General features: G+C 55.2%; 16 protein-coding genes and 1 rRNA gene. 8 read left to right on the top strand and 9 right to left on the bottom strand.

Going from position 1 to position 18,725, the window contains the following annotated elements; all coding sequences use genetic code 11:
• Nucleotides 1-58: 58 nt before the first annotated feature.
• Entirely contained in the window at nucleotides 59-1,033 is a 975-nt protein-coding gene (locus BMZ66_RS00080; RefSeq protein ID WP_092667975.1) for an arginase, read from the bottom strand.
• Nucleotides 1,034-1,358: 325 nt separating this feature from the next.
• Between BMZ66_RS00080 and BMZ66_RS00075 the strand changes: the two genes are divergently transcribed.
• Complete coding sequence (locus BMZ66_RS00075; RefSeq protein WP_092667974.1) at nucleotides 1,359-2,756, top strand: type III PLP-dependent enzyme domain-containing protein; 1,398 nt, start codon at nucleotides 1,359-1,361, stop codon at nucleotides 2,754-2,756.
• A 95-nt stretch (nucleotides 2,757-2,851) separates the two neighbouring features.
• On the top strand, nucleotides 2,852-3,007 hold the full coding sequence (locus BMZ66_RS25425; RefSeq protein ID WP_177204526.1) for a hypothetical protein: 156 nt from the start codon (nucleotides 2,852-2,854) through the stop codon (nucleotides 3,005-3,007).
• 93 nt (nucleotides 3,008-3,100) lie between these two features.
• On the opposite strand, the gene BMZ66_RS00070 is transcribed toward BMZ66_RS25425, so the two are convergent.
• On the bottom strand, nucleotides 3,101-3,616 hold the full coding sequence (locus BMZ66_RS00070; RefSeq protein WP_092667973.1) for a D-glycero-alpha-D-manno-heptose-1,7-bisphosphate 7-phosphatase: 516 nt from the start codon (nucleotides 3,614-3,616) through the stop codon (nucleotides 3,101-3,103).
• Nucleotides 3,617-3,690: 74 nt separating this feature from the next.
• Between BMZ66_RS00070 and hemG the strand changes: the two genes are divergently transcribed.
• From hemG to BMZ66_RS00055, 3 genes are all read left to right on the top strand, one after another.
• Nucleotides 3,691-5,028 (top strand): protoporphyrinogen oxidase, encoded by a 1,338-nt coding sequence (hemG, locus tag BMZ66_RS00065; protein WP_092667972.1) that lies wholly within the window; start codon nucleotides 3,691-3,693, stop codon nucleotides 5,026-5,028.
• A gap of 122 nt (nucleotides 5,029-5,150) precedes the next feature.
• Nucleotides 5,151-5,894, top strand: a complete 744-nt coding sequence (locus tag BMZ66_RS00060; protein ID WP_092667971.1) for a polyprenol monophosphomannose synthase — start codon at nucleotides 5,151-5,153, stop codon at nucleotides 5,892-5,894.
• A 208-nt stretch (nucleotides 5,895-6,102) separates the two neighbouring features.
• Nucleotides 6,103-7,029, top strand: coding sequence for a TerC family protein (locus BMZ66_RS00055; protein WP_092667970.1), 927 nt, complete (start codon nucleotides 6,103-6,105; stop codon nucleotides 7,027-7,029).
• A 303-nt stretch (nucleotides 7,030-7,332) separates the two neighbouring features.
• Here the strand turns inward: BMZ66_RS00055 and BMZ66_RS00050 are convergent, their stop codons facing one another.
• Nucleotides 7,333-9,450 (bottom strand): transglycosylase domain-containing protein, encoded by a 2,118-nt coding sequence (locus tag BMZ66_RS00050; RefSeq protein WP_177204525.1) that lies wholly within the window; start codon nucleotides 9,448-9,450, stop codon nucleotides 7,333-7,335.
• Between the two features lie 164 nt (nucleotides 9,451-9,614).
• On the opposite strand from BMZ66_RS00050, the gene purB reads away from it, so the two are divergent.
• The 3 genes from purB to BMZ66_RS00035 are packed head-to-tail and all read left to right on the top strand — an operon-like array spanning nucleotide 9,615 to nucleotide 12,681.
• The gene (gene purB / locus BMZ66_RS00045; RefSeq protein WP_092667968.1) at nucleotides 9,615-10,955 is read left to right on the top strand and encodes an adenylosuccinate lyase; all 1,341 of its coding nucleotides are present in this window, start codon (nucleotides 9,615-9,617) and stop codon (nucleotides 10,953-10,955) included.
• A 58-nt stretch (nucleotides 10,956-11,013) separates the two neighbouring features.
• The gene (locus tag BMZ66_RS24980; RefSeq protein WP_143079983.1) at nucleotides 11,014-11,517 is read left to right on the top strand and encodes a DUF6252 domain-containing protein; all 504 of its coding nucleotides are present in this window, start codon (nucleotides 11,014-11,016) and stop codon (nucleotides 11,515-11,517) included.
• 48 nt (nucleotides 11,518-11,565) lie between these two features.
• Nucleotides 11,566-12,681 carry a glycosyltransferase family 9 protein gene (locus BMZ66_RS00035; RefSeq protein WP_177204524.1) on the top strand — a complete coding sequence of 372 codons (1,116 nt, stop codon included), beginning with the start codon at nucleotides 11,566-11,568 and terminating at the stop codon, nucleotides 12,679-12,681.
• Nucleotides 12,682-12,726: 45 nt separating this feature from the next.
• Here the strand turns inward: BMZ66_RS00035 and BMZ66_RS00030 are convergent, their stop codons facing one another.
• The 6 genes from BMZ66_RS00030 to rrf all read right to left on the bottom strand — a co-directional run bounded on the left by BMZ66_RS00030 (nucleotide 12,727) and on the right by rrf (nucleotide 18,572).
• Complete coding sequence (locus BMZ66_RS00030; RefSeq protein ID WP_092667963.1) at nucleotides 12,727-13,881, bottom strand: glycosyltransferase; 1,155 nt, start codon at nucleotides 13,879-13,881, stop codon at nucleotides 12,727-12,729.
• A 90-nt stretch (nucleotides 13,882-13,971) separates the two neighbouring features.
• The gene (locus BMZ66_RS00025; RefSeq protein ID WP_092667961.1) at nucleotides 13,972-14,949 is read right to left on the bottom strand and encodes a glycosyltransferase family 2 protein; all 978 of its coding nucleotides are present in this window, start codon (nucleotides 14,947-14,949) and stop codon (nucleotides 13,972-13,974) included.
• Complete coding sequence (locus BMZ66_RS00020; RefSeq protein ID WP_092667958.1) at nucleotides 14,942-15,478, bottom strand: DUF4199 domain-containing protein; 537 nt, start codon at nucleotides 15,476-15,478, stop codon at nucleotides 14,942-14,944. The genes BMZ66_RS00025 and BMZ66_RS00020 overlap by 8 nt, the downstream gene beginning before the upstream one ends.
• A 23-nt stretch (nucleotides 15,479-15,501) precedes the next feature.
• Nucleotides 15,502-16,059 carry a DUF4199 domain-containing protein gene (locus tag BMZ66_RS00015; protein WP_092667955.1) on the bottom strand — a complete coding sequence of 186 codons (558 nt, stop codon included), beginning with the start codon at nucleotides 16,057-16,059 and terminating at the stop codon, nucleotides 15,502-15,504.
• A 75-nt stretch (nucleotides 16,060-16,134) separates the two neighbouring features.
• A complete protein-coding gene (locus BMZ66_RS00010) occupies nucleotides 16,135-18,204 on the bottom strand; it encodes a BatA domain-containing protein (RefSeq protein WP_092667953.1) in 2,070 nt (689 codons plus the stop codon).
• A 256-nt stretch (nucleotides 18,205-18,460) separates the two neighbouring features.
• Nucleotides 18,461-18,572, bottom strand: a 5S ribosomal RNA gene (rrf, locus tag BMZ66_RS00005).
• Nucleotides 18,573-18,725 lie beyond the last annotated feature (153 nt).

Genomic DNA, 18,725 nt, shown 5'->3' with positions numbered 1-18,725 from the left:
TTAAAAAGAGAATGAGAAAGGCCCGTCCGGTAATCCGGACGGGCCTTTCTCATTCTCCTTACCGACTCACTACCTCATCCAGCCGCAGGCGTCGCTCAATGGCTTCGGTGGATGCCTCCAGAATATTGAAAGCATTCTTGGCCATGGTGTTTTCACTGTCGAGGGTCGGGTTGATTTCCACCATCTCAAAGCAAACCACCCGGTCGTTTTCGAGCAGGGCGCGGCACAGAGCAATGGCCTCGGGCACATCAAGACCAAGCTCCACGGGCGTGCCGGTGCCTTTGCTGAAGCGCGAATCCAGCGAGTCAACGTCAAACGAGATGTACACCATGTCGCAGAATCGCAACCGCTCGTAAATCTCGCGCGACACCTGGCGCGGGCCCTTGGCCCGGAACTCGTCAAGCTTATAATTCTTGATGCCCAACGAATCGATGATGGCATTTTCTTGCTCCTCGGTGTCGCGCACCACCACGTACACCAGGTGCTCAGGCTTCATTTTAGGGCCCGGCTCGCCCAGGTTCTGCAGGCGACGCCAGAAAAACTCGGTTTCGGGCTCGGGCACGTTGCGCTGGTGCGTGAGGTTGTCGACGCCCAGGGCCGCGGCCAGGGGCATGCCGTGCACGTTGCCGCTGGGCGTGGTGTAGGGCGAGTGAATATCAGCGTGGGCGTCAATCCAAACCACGCCCAGGGTCTTTTGCGGGTAGGTAGCCTTGATGCCGGCAATGGTGGCGTTGGCGTTGCTGTGGTCACCGGCCAGCACCACCGGAAACTCGCCAAACCGCAGGGTTTGCTCTACAGCGTTGGCAATGCCCTTTTGCACCGTGTATATAGAGTCGATGTATTTGGCAAAGGGGAAGTGGTTTTTATCAAACAGCACGTGGTTCAGGTCGGGTACCACTACGGAGTTGAACCGGCTGAAATAATCACAGCCTTTGTTGAGGCAGGCCACGCGTAGCGCGTCAATGCCCATGCTGGCACCGCGCGTACCCGCTCCAAGCTCGGAGCGTACTTCCAGTAATTTTATGCGTTTCATCGGGTGGGAATTTGGGTAGCGTATGGTGCATCGTTCCAAATTCTCCATTTAACACCTGTCATTTAACAATTAACAGTTGTTCCAGCTGCCTTATGGGCCTCCCGAACAGGGGTTAAATGTTAGATACTATTGTTAAATGAAAAACTTCGAGCGCTGCCTTGCGGCGGATATGCTCCACCGTAGCCAAGTCGCTTTATTCCATCGTCACGATGCGAGGGGAGCCGCCGGAACAATAGCTTGTTCTCTGGCCTTATATCTCCACCCCGGCGGTACTTTTGACCCGCCGACTGCAAAGGTCGGCTTTTCCCGCCGCTTTTAAAAACCGATGGATACTTATCACGACCTAATTTCCCAAACCTTCGACTTCCCCACGGCCGATTTCACCGTGCAAGAACACGAGTTGCGCTTCCACGACATCGACCTCATGGGCCTGGTGGCAAAGTATGGCACCCCGTTGCGCCTGACCTACCTGCCCAAAATCAGCTCCCAGATTCAGCGGGCCAAGAAGTGGTTTGCCGATGCCATTGAGCAGACCAACTACCAGGGCACGTATTCCTACGCCTACTGCACCAAGTCGTCGCACTTCCGCTTCGTGCTGGAGGAGGCCCTGAAAAACGACATCCACCTCGAAACCTCGTCGTGGTTCGACATCAGCATCATCCGCAACCTGCACGCCCAAGGCAAGGTCGACAAGCAGAAGCACATCATCTGCAACGGCTTCAAGCCCGAGGCTTACAAAAAGGAAATTGCGGCGCTCATCAACGACGGATTTGTGAACTGCATGCCCATCATCGATGCGCCCAACGAAATCGATTACTACCACGAACACGTGCGCGAGAAAGTGAATCTGGGCATGCGCCTGGCCTCCGACGAGGAGCCGCGCTTCCAGTTCTACACCTCGCGCCTGGGCATCCGCTACTCCGATGCCATCCCGCTCTACGAGAAGCGCATCAAGGAAGACCCGCGCTTCGAACTCACCATGCTGCACTACTTCATCAACACCGGCATCAAGGACACGTCCTATTATTGGTCGGAGCTGAGCCGCTTTGTGCACAAGTACTGCGAGCTGCGCAAAGTGTGCCCTACGCTGCATACCATCGACATTGGCGGGGGCTTCCCCATCCAAACCAGCATCCAGCCCGAGTACGACTACCCCTACATGGTGGCCGAGATTCTGCGCACCATCCAACGCATCTGCGCCGAGGAAGGCGTGCCCGAGCCAAACATCTTCACCGAGTTTGGCATCTTCACGGTGGGCGAAAGCGGCGCCATCATCTACAGCATCCTCGACGAGAAGCTCCAAAATGACAAGGAGCTTTGGTATATGATTGACGGCTCCTTTATTACCAACCTGCCCGACACCTGGGCTCTGAATCAGCGCTTTATCATGCTGGCGCTAAACGGCTGGAACAAGGGCTACAAGAAACTGCAGCTCGGCGGCCTCACCTGCGACTCGCAGGACTACTACAACGCCGAGAAGCACATCTACCAGGTGTTTTTGCCCGAGCGCAAGCCGGCCGATGCCCAGCCGCTCTACGTGGGCTTCTTCCACACCGGCGCCTACCAGGAAAGCCTGAGCGGCTTCGGCGGCATCAAGCACTGCCTCATTCCCGCCCCTCAGCACGTAATTCTCGACCGCGCGCCCGACGGCACGTTAACTGACACGGTTTTTGCTCCCGAGCAGGATGCCGCCAGCATGATGCGGATACTCGGATACCAATAATCCAATTTTTGCGTCAGTATTTTTCTTAGAATATAGGGTTGGCTGCTTATCTTTGAAGCCAACCTCGCCATCCCTCACTCGTTTCTTTATAAATTATGAAAAAGTTCGTTCTGCTCGCTGCTGGTTTTGCAGCCCTTACCCTGGGCGCTTGCAACCGCCAGAAGTGCCCTGCTTATAGCAGCACCAAGGAAGCCAACCGCGTTTCCTCGCCCATTATGGCCAGCACGGCTACGCCCGCAGCACGGCAGTAGGTTCTTAGAATTAGAATTATAAAAGCCGGCCTTCTCCTGCGAGAAGGCCGGCTTTTTATGTTTTTGCAGAGCTGCTTGCTAAAGCATGATGTTCTAAACACCCAGGATAATCACCGTAGCTGCCTGCAGGTCAGCTACCCGAGGGGTGAACTCTGACGCTTCAGATTCGCCCACCATGATGCCGCGCACGCCTACTTTGGCACCGGCTTCCATGTCGCGATACCGGTCGCCCACAATCCAGCACTGCGAAACATCGAGGTTGAACCGCGCTACGGCCTTCTCAAACATGCCCGAATCGGGCTTGCGCAGAATGGATTCGCTCACGCTGGGGTGGGCGTCGCTGAAGTACAAGGCATCGAGCACATGGCCGCAGGCATCCTGCAGCTTGGCATGGCAGGCCAGCACATCGGCTGCGGTGTAAAGCTTCTTGGCAATGCCAGCCTGGTTCGTAACTACGATTAGATAATAACCTGCCGCCTTCAACCGCGCCAAGCTTGCGGGCACACCGGGGCAAATGTGGAATTCTTCCGGCTTCCACACGTAGTCCCCCATTTCCTCGTTCAAAACGCCGTCCCGGTCAAGAAATATTGCTTTGTTTTTTGTTATCATCGGGGCAAAGCTACGGGCAGGCAAGCCGCGGCACCGCGGCCCTAACTTTGCGCCTCCCCTCTTGCTACATCCCTATGAAAATTGCCATCATCGGCGGCGGCATCAGCGGCCTCACCCTCGCCTGGTACCTGCAAAAGGCCGGCGTGGCCTACGACCTGTTCGAGGCCGACCCACGCGCCGGTGGCAACCTCCAAAGCTGGACCACCCCCGAAGGCTATTTGCTGGAAGTCGGCCCCAATTCCCTGCAGCTTAGCCCCGAGATAGAAGAACTGATAGCCGACCTCGGCCTAACCGACCAGATTCAGGATGCCGCCGCCGTAAGCCAGCAGCGCTACGTGCTGCGCGACGGCCGCTACCAGGTACTGCCCGGCTCGCCCCCTGCCCTGCTCACCAACGGCTTTTTCAGCCTCAAGGCCAAGTGGCAGCTGCTAAAAGAATTCCGCCGCCCCGCCGCGGCTCCCGACGCCAACGAAACCGTGGCTCACTTCTTTCGCCGCCGCTTCGGCTCCGAAATCCTGGACTACGCCGTCAATCCTTTCATGGCCGGCATCTACGCCGGCGACCCCGAACGGCTGCTGCTGCACAAAACCTTTCCGCAGCTGGCCGCCCTGGAGCAGGAACACGGCTCGGTGCTGCGCGGGCTCGCCAAGAAGGGCAAGGGTGCGGGCCGCCGCCGCATTGTCACGCTCAGCAAAGGCCTGCAAACCCTGACTGATACGCTCGCGGCACGGCTTACCAACTACCAGCCCGGTACTGAAGTCAAGGCCATCTTTCGCGCCACCGATGGCACCTACCAACTGGAGCTGGCCAGCCCACAGGGCCTGGCAGCGGCTCCCGGCTACACCCACCTGGCTGTGGCCCTGCCAACATACGCCCTGGCTCCGCTCCTGGAGCCCTTGTTTCCACAAGCGGCGGCCGCCCTGGCCGCCGTGCACTACCCGCCCATGAGCGCCGTGTACTCGGCCTACGACCGGGCGGCCGTGACGCATCCCCTCAATGGCTTCGGAGCCTTGCACCCAAAAGTTGAAGGCGCCTACGCCGCCGGTTCCATCTGGACCAGCGCCATTTACCCGCAGCGGGTACCGGCCGGGCAGGTCCTCTTCACCACGTTTGTGGGCGGTGCGCAGTATGAGGCGGCCGCCACGGAGCCCGAGGAGGCTCAAAAAGCCGCCGTGCACGCCGAACTAAGCAAATTCTACGGCATCACCGGGGCTCCGCGTTGGCAAGGCCGTTACTTCTGGCCGCGCAGCATTCCGCAGTTCGATGAACGGATTGTGGGCGCGCACGCCGCCGCCGCCGCCCTCGAAGCCGAAAACATCTGGAGCGTTGCCAACTGGCGGGCCGGCGTGGGCGTGCCCGATTGCGTGCGACATGCCCGCCAAGTTGCCAGCACTTTATCGGCTGAGAAGTAGGCAGTCGCAAACCGACAACTTATCGGGAAAAGTCTAAAATATTATTATTTGGTCTCGAAATAGTGACCCATAGGCCTGTAAGGGCATGCAGCTTCGTGCCCCTTAACCCTATCTTTGAGCCCATGAGTGAAGGCCTCGTCCTAATTCCTACTTACAACGAGCGCGAAAATGCGGAGCTGATAATCCGGAAGGTCATGTCGCTTCCGCGAGCTTTCGATGTATTAATTATCGACGACGGCTCTCCCGATGGCACGGCTGCCATTGTAAAAGAACTGCAGAGCGTCTTCTCCGGACGGCTGTTTTTAGAAGAGCGCAAAGGCAAGCAAGGTCTGGGCACGGCCTACATCCACGGCTTTCGCTGGGCCCTGGCACACGGCTACAGCTATGTATTTGAGATGGACGCCGACTTCTCGCACAACCCCGACGACCTGCTGCGCCTGCACGATGCCTGCGTGCAGGATGGCTTCGACATGGCCATTGGCTCGCGCTACATTCAGGGCGTAAACGTGGTAAACTGGCCCATGTCGCGGGTGCTCATGTCCTACTTCGCGTCGTGGTACGTACGCCTGGTTACGGGCATGCCCATCCGCGACGCTACTGCGGGCTTCAAGTGCTACTCGGCCAAGGTGTTGCGGGCTATCGATTTGGATAACATTGACTTTGTTGGTTATGCTTTCCAGATTGAGATGAAATGGCTGGCTTACCAGTTGGGCTTCCGCATCAAAGAAGTGCCCATCATTTTCACCGACCGCACCCGGGGCACCTCCAAAATGTCGAAAGGCATTGTGGAAGAAGCTTTCTTTGGCGTGCTTCAGATGAAAGCCACCAGTTGGTTCCGGCCGCTCAAGCCAGTTGGCAGCCGGTAAAAAAGCAGGTTCAGAGAACATTTGGGCCCGTCATTCTCTTATGGGTTTGCTGGAGTGGCCGCCCCGAGACGGCGGCCCCCAACCACGCGGAGTGCCACCAACGGCCGCTCTGTTATTGTGCTGCTCCTGAGTGGGCGGCTTTATTCATCATTTCTTCCGGCCGATACCCCAACCAGCTTGCTAGCCTCGGCGTATCTTGCCCCAACGCATGGAAAATACCCCCCTGTTTTGGTTTATATTTAACATTTTCGTAATCGGGCTGCTGCTGCTCGATTTGTTGGTGTTCAACCGCAAAGCCCACGCCGTAACCCTGCGCGAAGCATTGGGCTGGAGTGCCTTTTGGGTAGCGCTGTCTCTTTGCTTCAATTTCCTGGTATACCGCACCATGGGCCACGAAGCCGGCCTGCAATGGCTCACCGGCTACCTCGTGGAGAAAGCGTTAAGTGTCGACAACCTATTTGTCTTCCTGCTCATTTTCAACTACTTCAAAGTTCCTGCCGAGTATCAGCACCGCATTCTGTTCTGGGGCGTGTTGGGCGCTTTGATTTTGCGGGCCGTGTTCATATTGATTGGCGGCGCGTTGCTGGCCAAGTTCCACTTTCTCATCTACATACTCGGGGCCTTTCTCATGTATACCGGTATCCGGATGGGCCTGAGTGGCGACGAGCCCGAAATTGACCCTGAAAATAACCCGGTGGTGCGTTTCCTGAGCCGCCACTTGCCTATCACGCGGCAGTTCGAGGGAGGCAAATTCTTTGTCCGCCGCGACGGGGTGCGGTTTGCCACTCCCCTGTTTGTGGTGTTGATAATGGTGGAAACCACCGATGTCGTGTTTGCCGCCGACTCCATCCCCGCCATTCTGGCCATCACCCGCGACACTTTCATCGTGTTTACCTCCAACGTATTTGCGTTGCTGGGCCTGCGCGCCATGTACTTCGCCCTGGCCAGCATGATGCGCCTGTTCCACTACCTGCACTACGGCCTCTCGCTAATTCTCGTGTTCATCGGGGCCAAGATTTTGCTCGAAAGCATCTTCCCTATCCCCATGCCCATTGCACTGGGCGTGGTGGGTGGCCTGCTCCTCCTGAGCGTGCTGGCATCGGTAGTGTGGCCGAAAAAAGAGGTCGAAGCCTAGGCGTTTCAAAAAGCCGCATGCATCAGCATTAGCCTTACCTAAAACCTAGCCCAGCACAAACCGTCATGCCGAGCGCAGCCGAGGCATCTCGCGTGGGGTAGTAACTCAATCGTGAAGACAGATGCGAGCGAGATGCTTCGGCTGCGCTCAGCATGACTCTGTGGTTAGTTTTAAATTTTTAAATAGCTTCAAAAAGAAAGCCCTTCGCTGGTGTAGCGAAGGGCTTTCTTTTTCTATCAGCAACTCAAGCATCTTTTGCTTCACGCACGCGTGGAGCTTTGCGCTCGGCGCGCCTGGCTGGCTCTAGCGTGGCGCCCGGCCCACATCCACACTGGGCGCACCGGTGTTCACACCGGCATCGGCTCCTGTGTTCAATAGGTCCAGCAGGTTGAGAGGCTCGAATTGGCTTGAATCGGCCTGCGCTGTGATGCGGGTAGTATCCGGACGCGGAGCAAAGTTCATGTACCTACGCGCCGGACCGTTGAGATTTAAGTTGTAGGCCATATTATCCCGGTCGTTGTTCGTAATAAGGCCGCGCGTGGCCATGATATCGGCTATCAGACGGAAGAAATAGCGGGTGCTGCGCCGCAAATCGCCGTAAGCATCGAAGGAAGACTTAGCATACTTAGGCTTAGGAATAATGCTGGCCAGGTACAGACTCTCCGACAAATTAAGTTCGCTGGGCCGCTTGCCATAGTAAAACAAGGCCGCGTCTTTCACGCCGTACACGCCACGCTTGCCGCTGGGCCAGCGGTACAGGCTAGGGCCCCACTCAATAATGTTCAGGTAAACCTCGAACATGCGCTGTTTGCTGGCCACGTTCATGTTTTCGAGCAGCCAGACAATTAAGGCTTCCTCCATTTTGCGCGCTACGGTCTTTTGGCGCGTCAAAAACACGTTTTTCACCAGCTGCATCGACAGTGTACTGCCGCCCCGGGCAAAGCGCCCCTCTTTGATGTTTTGAATGGCTGACTTCACAAAAGCTTTCTCCATGAAACCTTTGTGCGTGAAAAAGCGCGGGTCTTCGGCCGTCGTGATGGCGTGAATCAGGAACGGCGACACGTCGTTATAAGACACAAAATCGGGGTTTGGCGGCCCCACCAGAAAGGTGCGCACCGAGTCGCCCTTGTCGTTGTACACCGTATGCTTAAACGGTGTGTTCAGCTTGTTCAGGTCTTCCTCGCCAAAGCTGGTCAGCTTGAAGTTGTTGCCCTTCAGGCTGGAGTCGAACTTGAGGCTGTCTACCTGGGCCATGTCGAGGCTGCCGCTCATGCGGTAGGTGAGCGTGCCGGTGCCGCGCACCCCGCGCACCTCGTCGAAAATGCCGGTGGGCAACGACGCAAAAAAGTCATTCGCTTCGGTTTCGGCCGAGGTAACCTTAATGGAAACGGCCCGGCTTGGCTTCATCCGCACGCTGATTTCGGGGTACATCACCAGCTTGTTCACCGTAACCTGGCTGCCCTTCTCCAGCGCGACCGTGCCACGGCCCAAAGTGGCCACAAAATCCATAGACCCGCTTTTTACTTCAATCTCATCGGCTGCCAGCTTGGGCTGATATAAGCTGAAATTGCGTGCCGCCACCGAGCCCCGAATCTTGAGCCGGCCGCCGGTTTCGTCCTTGTCAAAGTCTTTGCCATCGAGGCGCACCAATACCGTGTCGAAGCTCACCATGGCGCCGAAGCGGCGCGGCAGGTAGGGCAGCTGTATGGAGCTACCTCGGCCAAACACGCGGGCGGTGAGGGCGTAGTCGCCCGGCTCAATGTGCCCACTGATGCCTAGCTCGTTTACAACTGAGTCGATATTGGCCGTAAGCCGCCCCGAAATATCACCGTCTTTAATTCGCAGCTCCGGCAGTTGCATAATGGCCGTATGCCGCGGAGTGAGGTAGCTGACGTAGAAATCCTTGAAATAGGCTTCGCCGGGCACGTTGTCAAAGCTGGTTTCCAGCACTTGGTTTAGCAGCAGCCCGTAGTTGGTGCCTTTCGTCGTGTCAACGGGCACGGTGCTTTTCTTGTCTTTCTTCACCAAGAAGCCGTAGTTGTCGCCGGTAGGAGTTTTGCGGGCCGTGAGCCGGGCCGTCAAAATTTCGAGCCCACTGAAAACCGGTCGGCCCGCAAACAGCGAGCGCACACTCAAACTAGCCTGCAAGCGCTCAGCCGTAAGCAGCGTATCGGAGGGAGCGTTGCGCGGCACCAAGCTCATTCCGGCTATTTCCACCGTCTTGAAACCAACGAATTCGGCTGGGCCCAGGGTAAGAATAACGGGGTATTTACGTTCAATTTTGGCCTTGACTTCACTCAGGGCATAGGTAAGCAGCTGCTGGCGTTTCCACTGAAACACGGCGAACGCCACCAGCAGCAATAGGGCTAAGCCGCCTATTATGCCGAAAATAAGTCGTTTAGCGGAGGGAGATATGTACACGGAATGCAGTAAAGTGGGCGGGCTCGCCACCATCAAAGGTAAGAAAAACGGCCACGGGAAGCAGAAATAAACTTGCCACGGTGGAGGTACTATACGGGTAATGTGTTCGGTACGGGGAAGGGCAGGGTAGTGCAGCGCTGCATTCTGCCCGTACTTTTGCCGCCATGCCCAGCCCTCTTACCGCTCTTTCGCCCCTCGACGGGCGCTACGCCCGCGCCACCGCCCCCCTGGCCTCCCGCTTTTCCGAAATGGCCCTGATGCGCTACCGCGTACTCGTCGAGGTCGAGTATTTCATCGCTTTGGCGGAGTTGCCGCTGCCCCAGCTCCAAGGCGTATCAGCCGATGTTTTTCCGGCCCTGCGCCGCCTCTACGAAGCTTTTAGCGAAGCCGACGCCGAAGCCATCAAGGCCCACGAAGCCGTCACCAATCACGATGTAAAAGCGGTAGAATACTTCCTGCGTGACCAGTTCACGGCGTTGGGGCTAGAGGGATTTGTTGAATTCATTCATTTCGGCCTCACTTCGCAGGACATCAACAACACGGCCATTCCGTTGAGTTTCCGCGACGCGCTGATGGGCGAGCTTCTGCCGTCCTACGCGCAGGTGCGCAATGCCCTTGCGGCCCGGGCCCAGGAGTGGGCGGCGGTGCCCATGCTGGCCCGCACCCACGGCCAGCCCGCCTCGCCCACGCGGCTGGGCAAGGAGGTTGAAGTGTTCGTGGCTCGGCTTGATGCTCAGGTTGCGCTGCTGGCCCAAATCCCGTTTGGCGCCAAGTTCGGCGGGGCCACCGGCAATTTCAACGCCCATTTTGTAGCCTATCCTCAGGTCGAATGGCATGATTTCGCCAACACCTTCGTCACCGCTCGCCTGGGCCTCAGCCGCTCCTACCCCACTACCCAAATCGAGCATTACGACCACTTGGCTGCTCACTGCGACGCCCTCAAGCGCCTCAACACCATTCTGCTCGACCTGGCCCGCGACGTGTGGCAATATATTTCGCTCGGCTACTTCAAGCAAACCATCAAGGCTGGCGAAGTGGGTTCCTCGGCCATGCCCCACAAAGTCAATCCCATCGATTTCGAAAATGCCGAAGGCAACCTCGGCGTTGCCAATGCCCTCCTCGAGCACTTCGCGGCCAAGCTCCCCATTTCCCGCCTTCAGCGCGACCTCACCGACTCCACCGTGCTCCGCAATCTGGGCGTGCCGCTGGGCCACATCCTCATTGCGCTAGGCGCCTTGCAACGCGGCCTGGGCAAGCTGGCACTCGATGAAGCGGCCCTGCAGCGCGATTTGGAAGCCAACTGGGCCGTAGTGGCCGAGGGCATCCAAACCATTCTGCGCCGCGAAGCTTACCCCGACCCCTACAACGCCCTCAAAGCCCTAACCCGCACAGGTGAAGCCATTTCCGCCGACAGCATTCGGTCATTCATTGATACGCTCGACGTAGCCGAGGCGGTAAAGAGCGAGCTGCGGGCCATTACACCGGCCACCTACGTTGGTCGCTGAGTCCTGCTACAGTTCTTGTATTAAGTATAACGGCTGCGTTTATCACGCGGCTACATCAATGAATACCTTCCGTAGCATCTTTTTTAACCTAGTAGCCGGGCTTGCGCTGGCAGCTCAGGTGGCTTGCTCTTCTGATAATAAAACCAATCCAACCCCAGACCCTGCTCCAGGACTGAGTTGGACCGTCGATGGGGCCGCAGTTACCACCACTACGCTTCAGTCCCAAAACACCAGTGCTACGCTCTCCATCAGTGGCACGCTAAATCCTGCGGGGCCGGTCACCAGCTACGTGTCGCTTGAAATGCCGCGCGCCGTTGGCACCTATACCTTTAGCAATACCACCTCATCCTCAGCCTTTTACAGTACTAGTGGCCCGGGCACGCAAATGGTGTACTACGCTGGCGCTAACTACGGAGCCGGCACGGTGTCTGGCTCCGGTACCATCGTGGTTGCTACCCTTACAGCTACCCGCGTCACGGGCACGTTTGCCTTCACCGGCATCAATACCGCTACGGGGGCGTCCAAGCAAATCACCAGCGGTCAGTTCAGCGTGGGCTTGTAAGCTGTCCTTCTGGCTACTTTTGCCTTTCCATTCCTGCCCTGCGCTTCTGTGTCTCACCTGCTCGACAACCTCACCGTTCACCCCGATTGCCGCCATTTTCGCGGCGACTTGCCCTGCCGTCCCAACAAAACGCACGGCTACGTGTGCGAGAGCTGCCCGGTATATGCGCCCGTCACCAGCCGGGTGCTCATCATCAAGCTCGGGGCCATCGGCGATGTTATCCGCACCACGCCCCTGCTGCGGCGCTTGCGCCAGGAACGCCCCGGCTGCTTTATCACCTGGCTCACGCACACGCCCGCCATCCTGCCACAGGCAGAAGTCGATGAAATTCTAAAGTTTGACTTCGCCAGCGCCCTGCAGCTGCAGGCCCGTCAATTCGACGTGGTCATCAACCTCGACAAGGAAAAGGAAGCCTGCGCCCTGCTGAACACTATTTCGGCAAAAGAGAAATTCGGCTACGCCCTGCGCCCACACGACGGCGTGGCCTGGCCCCAGAACCAGTTGGCCGAGCACAAATTCCTTACTGGCCTTTTCGACCAAGTGAGTCAGGCCAACACCATGCCCTACGTTCAAGAAATATTCGAGCTCTGCGGCTTCGATTTCCGCGGCGAAGAATACGTTTTCGACACCCACGAAGACAAGGGCTTTAACTGGAACCAACTGCCTTCGAGCGGCCCCCGCATTGGCCTCAACACTGGCTGCGGCGACCGTTGGACCACCCGCCTCTGGAGCGACGAGAAGTGGATTAGCCTCATAACGCAGCTTCAGCAAGCGGGATACTCCCCCGTACTTCTGGGCGGCGAGGCCGAAGATGCGCGCAACCGTGTCCTGCACGCCACCACCGGCGCGGCTTATCTAGGCACCTTCCCCCTTCCCCAATTCATCAACCTAATGCATCAGATGGACGCCATTGTCACGCAAGTGACCATGGCCATGCACATCAGCATTGCCCTGCGCAAGCCCACCATCCTGATGAACAACATCTTCAATTCGCACGAATTCGACCTCTACGGCCGTGGCCAAATCGTGGGCCCCAATCGGGAATGCGTGTGTTTCTACCGCGGCACTTGCCAGCTCGGCACCAGTTGCATGGAAGACCTACCAGCCGAAAAAGTGCTGCAAGCAGTGGCGGCCACGCTTCCGGCTGCAACCATATTGCGCTAGCAAGCCCACGCCTCGGCGGCGCCCCTAGGGTTTCGCTAATTAGCTCTATAGTTCTACCGGTTTTGCCGCAGTCAAACCGGCAACTTGTTTCAGGGCGTTTACCATCAAAGGCCACGAAAACTGCTTCTTCTGCTCCCGCACCCCAGCCGTAAAAGCGCTTTCTCGCTGGTTAGTGTAAAAATCCACGATTGCATCAGCTATTTGCTGCGCCTTTGGAGCTACCACGTACCCAACCACCCCGTTCGGTATCAGCTCAGCTAGCCCCCCAACGTCCGTTACCAGCATGGGCCGCTCAAAGTGATACGCTATTTGCGACACCCCGCTTTGTGTGGCATTCTTATAAGGCTGCACAATTAAATCGGATGCACAGAAATAGTCCACAACCTTTTCGTTAGGAATAAAATCCGTGGCCCTAATTATTCTTTCCTCCAGATTAAAACGTGTAATTAATTCCTCATACGGAGCTGCGTCTTCATAAAATTCACCCGCAATAATTAATTTAACAGGCATAGCTGCAACACGCTGGTCTGCAAAAGCTTCCAGCATAATATCCAAGCCTTTATAAGCCCTAATAAAACCAAAAAACAACAAGTAGTTGCTTGTATCTGGCAGCTTCAATGCTTGAAGAGCATCAGCCTTATTTTTCACTGGCCCGAAATTATCATACAATGGGTGCGGCCGATACATTGCTGGTTTATTGCCAAATCCCAGCCGCTGCAAATCATTCAACACGCTGCGGCTCATAGTCACGAAACCATCGCACGCGCTCAGAAAATAGCGCGTAAAGGGCGCATCCCCCGGCCGCTTTTCGTGCGGAATCACGTTATCCGTAATGGCCACCACGCGGGTGTGCCCGTTGCGCCGCACCATCCGCGCCACCGTGCCCAAAGCGGGCCCCATAAAGGGCAGCCAAAACCGAAACACCACTATATCCGGTCGTTCCGCCTGCAACTTTCGTCCCACCTGCCACCACGACAAGGGATTAACGGAATTCAGACTCACCTCAATTTCCAAGTCAGCAGGCCCCGCCTCCGTACTAAACTGCGTCTGCCCAGGAAACAAGAAGTCCGGGTATTGCAATGAGAAAGTAACAATGCGGACCTCGTCACCAACTTCCTGAAAAGCCCTCGCCAGCCGCTCATTATAAGTAGCCAATCCACCTCGCAAAGGATACGCCGGACCAATAATTACAACCTTCATGAATTAATTAAAATGCAGGGAGCAGCGCGACTGAATTAAATAATTACAAGCCCACGTCTGCGCAAGCTAAGCTTCTATTAATTCGTCGCTTTAACGAATCTTCTCCCGCACCAAGTAGTCATTGCGGCGGGGCCCGTTCAATTGCACCATTTCCGCCAAAAAACCGGCTAAAAATAGCTGCACGCCCACTATCACGGCCACCAGTGCCATAAAGAACAAAGGTTGGTCAGTCACGTTGCGCGCCTTCAGGTTGTGGTAAGCCAGCCACACTTTTTCGCCGGTCAGCCACAGTGTGAGCAGCATGCCCAACAGAAAAGAGAGTGTCCCCAGTGTGCCAAAGAAGTGCATTGGCCTCCGCCGAAAACGGCTCACAAACGTGATGCTGGCCAAATCCAGGAATCCGTACACAAACCGCTCGAGCCCAAACTTTGTGACCCCGTACTTACGCTCCTGGTGCTGCACTATTTTCTCGCCAATGCGGCGGAAACCGTTCCACTTGGCAATGACCGGAATGTAGCGATGCATTTCGCCGTACACCTCAATGCTCTTCACCACGCGCTGGTCGTAGGCCTTCAACCCGCAGTTAAAATCGTGCAAGCGAATGCCCGAAATCCACCGCGTAGCTCCATTAAATAACTTGGTCGGAATAGTTTTGGACAGCGGGTCATACCGTTTCTGTTTCCACCCACTCACCAATTCAAATTTATCCTCCGTAATCATCCGATACAACTCGGGGAGTTCTTCGGGCGAATCCTGTAAGTCGGCGTCCATTGTGCACACCACTCGCCCACAAGCCGCTTCAAAGCCCACGTTCAACGCCGCCGACTTTCCATAATTCCGGTTAAAGCGGATGCCCCGCAAAGCCGCATCTTCCACTGCCAGAGCTTCCATCACCTCCCACGAATCATCAGTGGAGCCATCATCAATCAAGATGACTTCATAACTGAGGCCGTGGGACTGCAGCACCCGCGCAATCCAGCGCGTGAGTTCGGGCAGCGACTCTGCTTCATTGAGCAGTGGAATAACGATGGAAATTTCCACCGGAAAAGTGGCAGACGATTTATTCAAACTCGGGAGGATTGCGCTTTGTGAAGGCTGATACTATCAACCCAATGATAATGCCACCCAATAGGCCGTTACCTATGCCACCAAGCAGTGACTTTCCGAATCCCATCTTCATTTCACTGATTCGGGCGGTGCTTTTCTCTATTTGGTCATCGGGCACATTGTTTTGCTCCATGAAATCAACCATGGTTTGCTTCATGCGGTCCACAAAATCCGGGTCGATGTAATGCAGGTACACGTAGTTGAATAGCCCGGCCACTATTCCCGAAAACAACAGCATCACAACGGCAATGGTCAGCCCCTGGCTTAGCGTCATAAACCCTCCATTGTTGTTCTTGAAAGCCTTATGCGCAGTCACAATCCAGGCAATGCTTACAAATACCCCCCCTACCGACGCAGCAATGCCATACGCTATGAAGCCAAAGCCAGCAATTCGGGTGAGAAAATCCACCAACACCGCGGTGAGTGCAAGGACCAAGCCGTAGCGAATCCCGACTGCGAACGGGGTGACTTGTTGCGATTGAGCTTCCATAATAGAATGGCTGAGTAGGTAAGTTATTCCCGCAAAAAGATTCCTCCCGGTAGAGCAAGCGTCAGGCCTAGCAATACCAGCTGCGTGAAATTACTAACCGCCATATCTCCAATCGTAATTTTTTCCACGTTTTGAATTTGCTGCTGCATTTCCTGCTGGCTGAGCTTCACCTTCGGGTTCTCCCGCTGCTGGTGCCTTACAATTTCCAGTATCTCGGCCCGATTTACAGCCAAGGCTTTCTCACCAGCTACCCGCGCCATGCCAACCAAACTGCTCGCCGAAACAAGTGCCGCTACCAATACCGTCAACAGTCCTACACCCAACGAACGACCCAAACCCGGCTTTTCGGGCTTCAATTGCCGTCGCAGAACCCACTCGCTAGCTACCGCCGCTAGTGGCACAAACAGCTGAGCCATAATTTGCTTGGGCCCGAAACCATTGTTTCCCGTTAATTGCAGTCCGGCCATCCAAAGCGCGCAGACCAGACCCACTCCCACTCCAAAACGCAGCCCAATACGAGTCACCAATCCAGGAGACGGCGTCGCTTTAGGAGGATTGGGTTCAAAGGTCGTAGCAGCCATCAGCTTAATATCAGTTAAGGCGGCAAGTTACGCTGCGCAGGCTCGCCACTCTTTCAAATATTTCTTGTGCAGCTATTACGCCACTGCTTTAGCCTGCGCAGTGCCAATTCGCCGGCTAGCCAATCGAACCAACAACGCCTCTGCCAGCAAGCATGCTAAAGTAAAAGCTAAGAAATAACGCCACAGAGGCTGGCCAGTCTGTTCTGCCCTAAACTTCGCTAAGGCTGCCCCATCCGTGCCTCCCTCTAATACTTTAATATTGGGCTTATCAGGCCCAATCAATTCGCGCAGCTCCGCAGCCGTATAGGCAGCTAGCTCTGATTCTTTCTTATCCTGATTGAAAGCCAGCGTTGTCACCACCTTGCCTCGTCGCTGCACCTGGTAGAACCCTGGCGCATCCATTCCAACTGGCAAATCCAGTCGTACTTCCTGACCCAAAACGCGCTGCGTTGGAATCAAAGTCAAGCTGTCCTTCACCAATCGGAACCCAACTTCATCAGCTCCTCCCGCTGTGCTATTCGTTGCTTGAGAAATAGCCGGCAGCTTCAACCCCACCATCGCTTGCGTCAATCGATAAGCTGGAAGCTGCTCATTCAAGTAGCTGAGCATCGCCACACGGTACATCACCGGCACAAACAAAGCGTGCTGCACAAAGTCAGAATATTCCTTGGAAAAAGGGGCCGTGAACACGTACACCTTCCCTGCTCCACTTGCGAAACTCGACAAGTAGCTTTCTCCATCCCGCAATCGCAGTATATCAGTTCCAGTGCGCGACCACCTCAGTACCGGTGCCACACGGGGCATTGTCACTGCACGTTGTTGTGCACCAAATACATCCCTAAAAAAGGGTTCCTGCGCATTCGGCATAGCCACATCCCGCAATTCTGGAGTCGCAGTATTAGCACTCCACTGAGCACTACCCAAACCTAACTCCTTAAATAATTGCTGATAAGAAGCCTGAGCCGACACCATTGCTGTAGGGATAATTACAACGCTCCCCCCCCTTTTAACAACGGCTCGCAATCCTTCACGCAACCCCGCATCCACCTGATTTATTTCCCGCACTATCACCAAGTCAGCTTGTCGCAAAAGCCCGTAATTCAAGCTTTGCGGCTTAGAATGAATATACTTGAATAGGGGCTCATTACCATAAAGCGGCTGGGATGCAGGCTCAGCAGCAATCTCATGTACTTGAATAGCTGCGGCAGGTTGTAATGTGAAATAATAAGTATTATCAAAAGTAACAGGCCTGTCTTCTGTCACTACCTGACCCAAAGCTAGTTTCTCATCTTCGACCTGCACTTGCACTACTGTAGCCACTGCCTCACCTGGCTCAACGGTGACCCTAAAAGCAGCAACCTGCTTAGCATTGAGAAAAACCTTAACTGGACAGTCAACTGCGGCAAGACTCCCCCCATTCCGTAGCCTTACATGCAAGCCGATATTGGTACGCATGCGAACAAACGCATCATCAAGCCACACACTATCTACATAAACATTACCAATACTGTTTGTAGGTATGGGTACTAAAACCGTTTCGCTATTCTCAGGCAAATCCTTTAAAGAGCTACCATCAAACGCATTCTTTTGAAAGTCAGAGAAAATAAATAGTTTACCAGAAGAGCTTAAGCCTTCCTTCATTCCTCCAATATTAGATAGAGGCGCTTTTGATGTAAACTTCAACTCGTCTAGTGCTGACTGATATTCACTTAATGTAATCAGACGATTCCCACCATTTTTCAGTCTAAGCTTCGTTCCCGAAGAAGCTAATTTTCCCAAGTCCCGAGCTTCCTCAACCGCCTCTTTTAAGAGAGAGGATTGTATAGAACCTGGCTGCTGCATGCTGAAAGAATTATCAACCAGCACATCAGTTCCCACACCAGGCGAGGACTTTTCAACACCGGTGGCAGGAATGAATGGCTGGCAAAACATCAACACCAAGCTTGATATTGCCAAGACCCGTGCCACCAGTATTAACAAGTGCTGCACCTTTCTATGGCGAACAGTTACCATTTCAACTTCTCTTATAAAAGAAGTATTGGTAAAAAAGAGTCTCTGGGGTCGACGGAGTTGAAGTAAGTGAATCAAAACCGGTATGGCAATTCCCAATAACCCAAGCAAAAACCATGGATACATTAACTGCATACCGAATTATTTAATTTGCTTAATGGATGCTTATCATCTCCGAGAGCCTAACCTAGGAGCATACATGAAGTTAAAAGTTGCCTGTAAAACTATCAACAGCCATGTTAATTGTCTTGGTATGAACAAATCTTACCCCAGTTGCTATACCACAGGTAAAATAGAGCATTGAAGTAAAGGAAATCTCCCTAAGCTAAAACGCAGCGCGCCCCCCGCGGGCCGGTGACGGCGGGCGGGGGGCGCGGGGGTTGTAAAAAAAGGTTGGCGGCGACCGACTCTCCCACCGGTGAAGGCAGTACCATAGGCGCACCGGGGCTTAACGGCTCTGTTCGGAATGGGAAGAGGTGAACACCCGGGCTAAAGCCACCATTGCTGGCGGGGGGTGCGTGTGTTCTGGTTCTTCCTCGCGGAAGACGCACCCCTCAATAACGTTGACATAAGGGGACAAAAACGAAGCGCTGGTTGCGCGTTTGACGAAATCTATACACCGTAGTGTAGCTGCGAAGCCCTCGGCCACTTAGTAC

Source organism: Hymenobacter arizonensis, from assembly GCF_900115775.1.
GTDB lineage: Bacteria > Bacteroidota > Bacteroidia > Cytophagales > Hymenobacteraceae > Hymenobacter > Hymenobacter arizonensis.
Note: the sequence above shows the minus strand (reverse complement) of the source record. Positions and strands in the feature narration are given on the sequence as shown.

Coding starts and splice junctions, on each gene's coding strand:
- BMZ66_RS00055 (WP_092667970.1), top strand. CDS start 6,103: ATGGAAAATACCCCCCTGTTTTGGTTTATATTTAACATTTTCGTAATC.
- BMZ66_RS00015 (WP_092667955.1), bottom strand. CDS start 16,059: ATGGCTGCTACGACCTTTGAACCCAATCCTCCTAAAGCGACGCCGTCT.
- BMZ66_RS00080 (WP_092667975.1), bottom strand. CDS start 1,033: ATGAAACGCATAAAATTACTGGAAGTACGCTCCGAGCTTGGAGCGGGT.
- BMZ66_RS00070 (WP_092667973.1), bottom strand. CDS start 3,616: ATGATAACAAAAAACAAAGCAATATTTCTTGACCGGGACGGCGTTTTG.
- purB (WP_092667968.1), top strand. CDS start 9,615: ATGCCCAGCCCTCTTACCGCTCTTTCGCCCCTCGACGGGCGCTACGCC.
- BMZ66_RS24980 (WP_143079983.1), top strand. CDS start 11,014: ATGAATACCTTCCGTAGCATCTTTTTTAACCTAGTAGCCGGGCTTGCG.
- BMZ66_RS00020 (WP_092667958.1), bottom strand. CDS start 15,478: ATGGAAGCTCAATCGCAACAAGTCACCCCGTTCGCAGTCGGGATTCGC.
- BMZ66_RS00030 (WP_092667963.1), bottom strand. CDS start 13,881: ATGAAGGTTGTAATTATTGGTCCGGCGTATCCTTTGCGAGGTGGATTG.
- BMZ66_RS25425 (WP_177204526.1), top strand. CDS start 2,852: ATGAAAAAGTTCGTTCTGCTCGCTGCTGGTTTTGCAGCCCTTACCCTG.
- BMZ66_RS00060 (WP_092667971.1), top strand. CDS start 5,151: ATGAGTGAAGGCCTCGTCCTAATTCCTACTTACAACGAGCGCGAAAAT.
- hemG (WP_092667972.1), top strand. CDS start 3,691: ATGAAAATTGCCATCATCGGCGGCGGCATCAGCGGCCTCACCCTCGCC.
- BMZ66_RS00075 (WP_092667974.1), top strand. CDS start 1,359: ATGGATACTTATCACGACCTAATTTCCCAAACCTTCGACTTCCCCACG.
- BMZ66_RS00010 (WP_092667953.1), bottom strand. CDS start 18,204: ATGCAGTTAATGTATCCATGGTTTTTGCTTGGGTTATTGGGAATTGCC.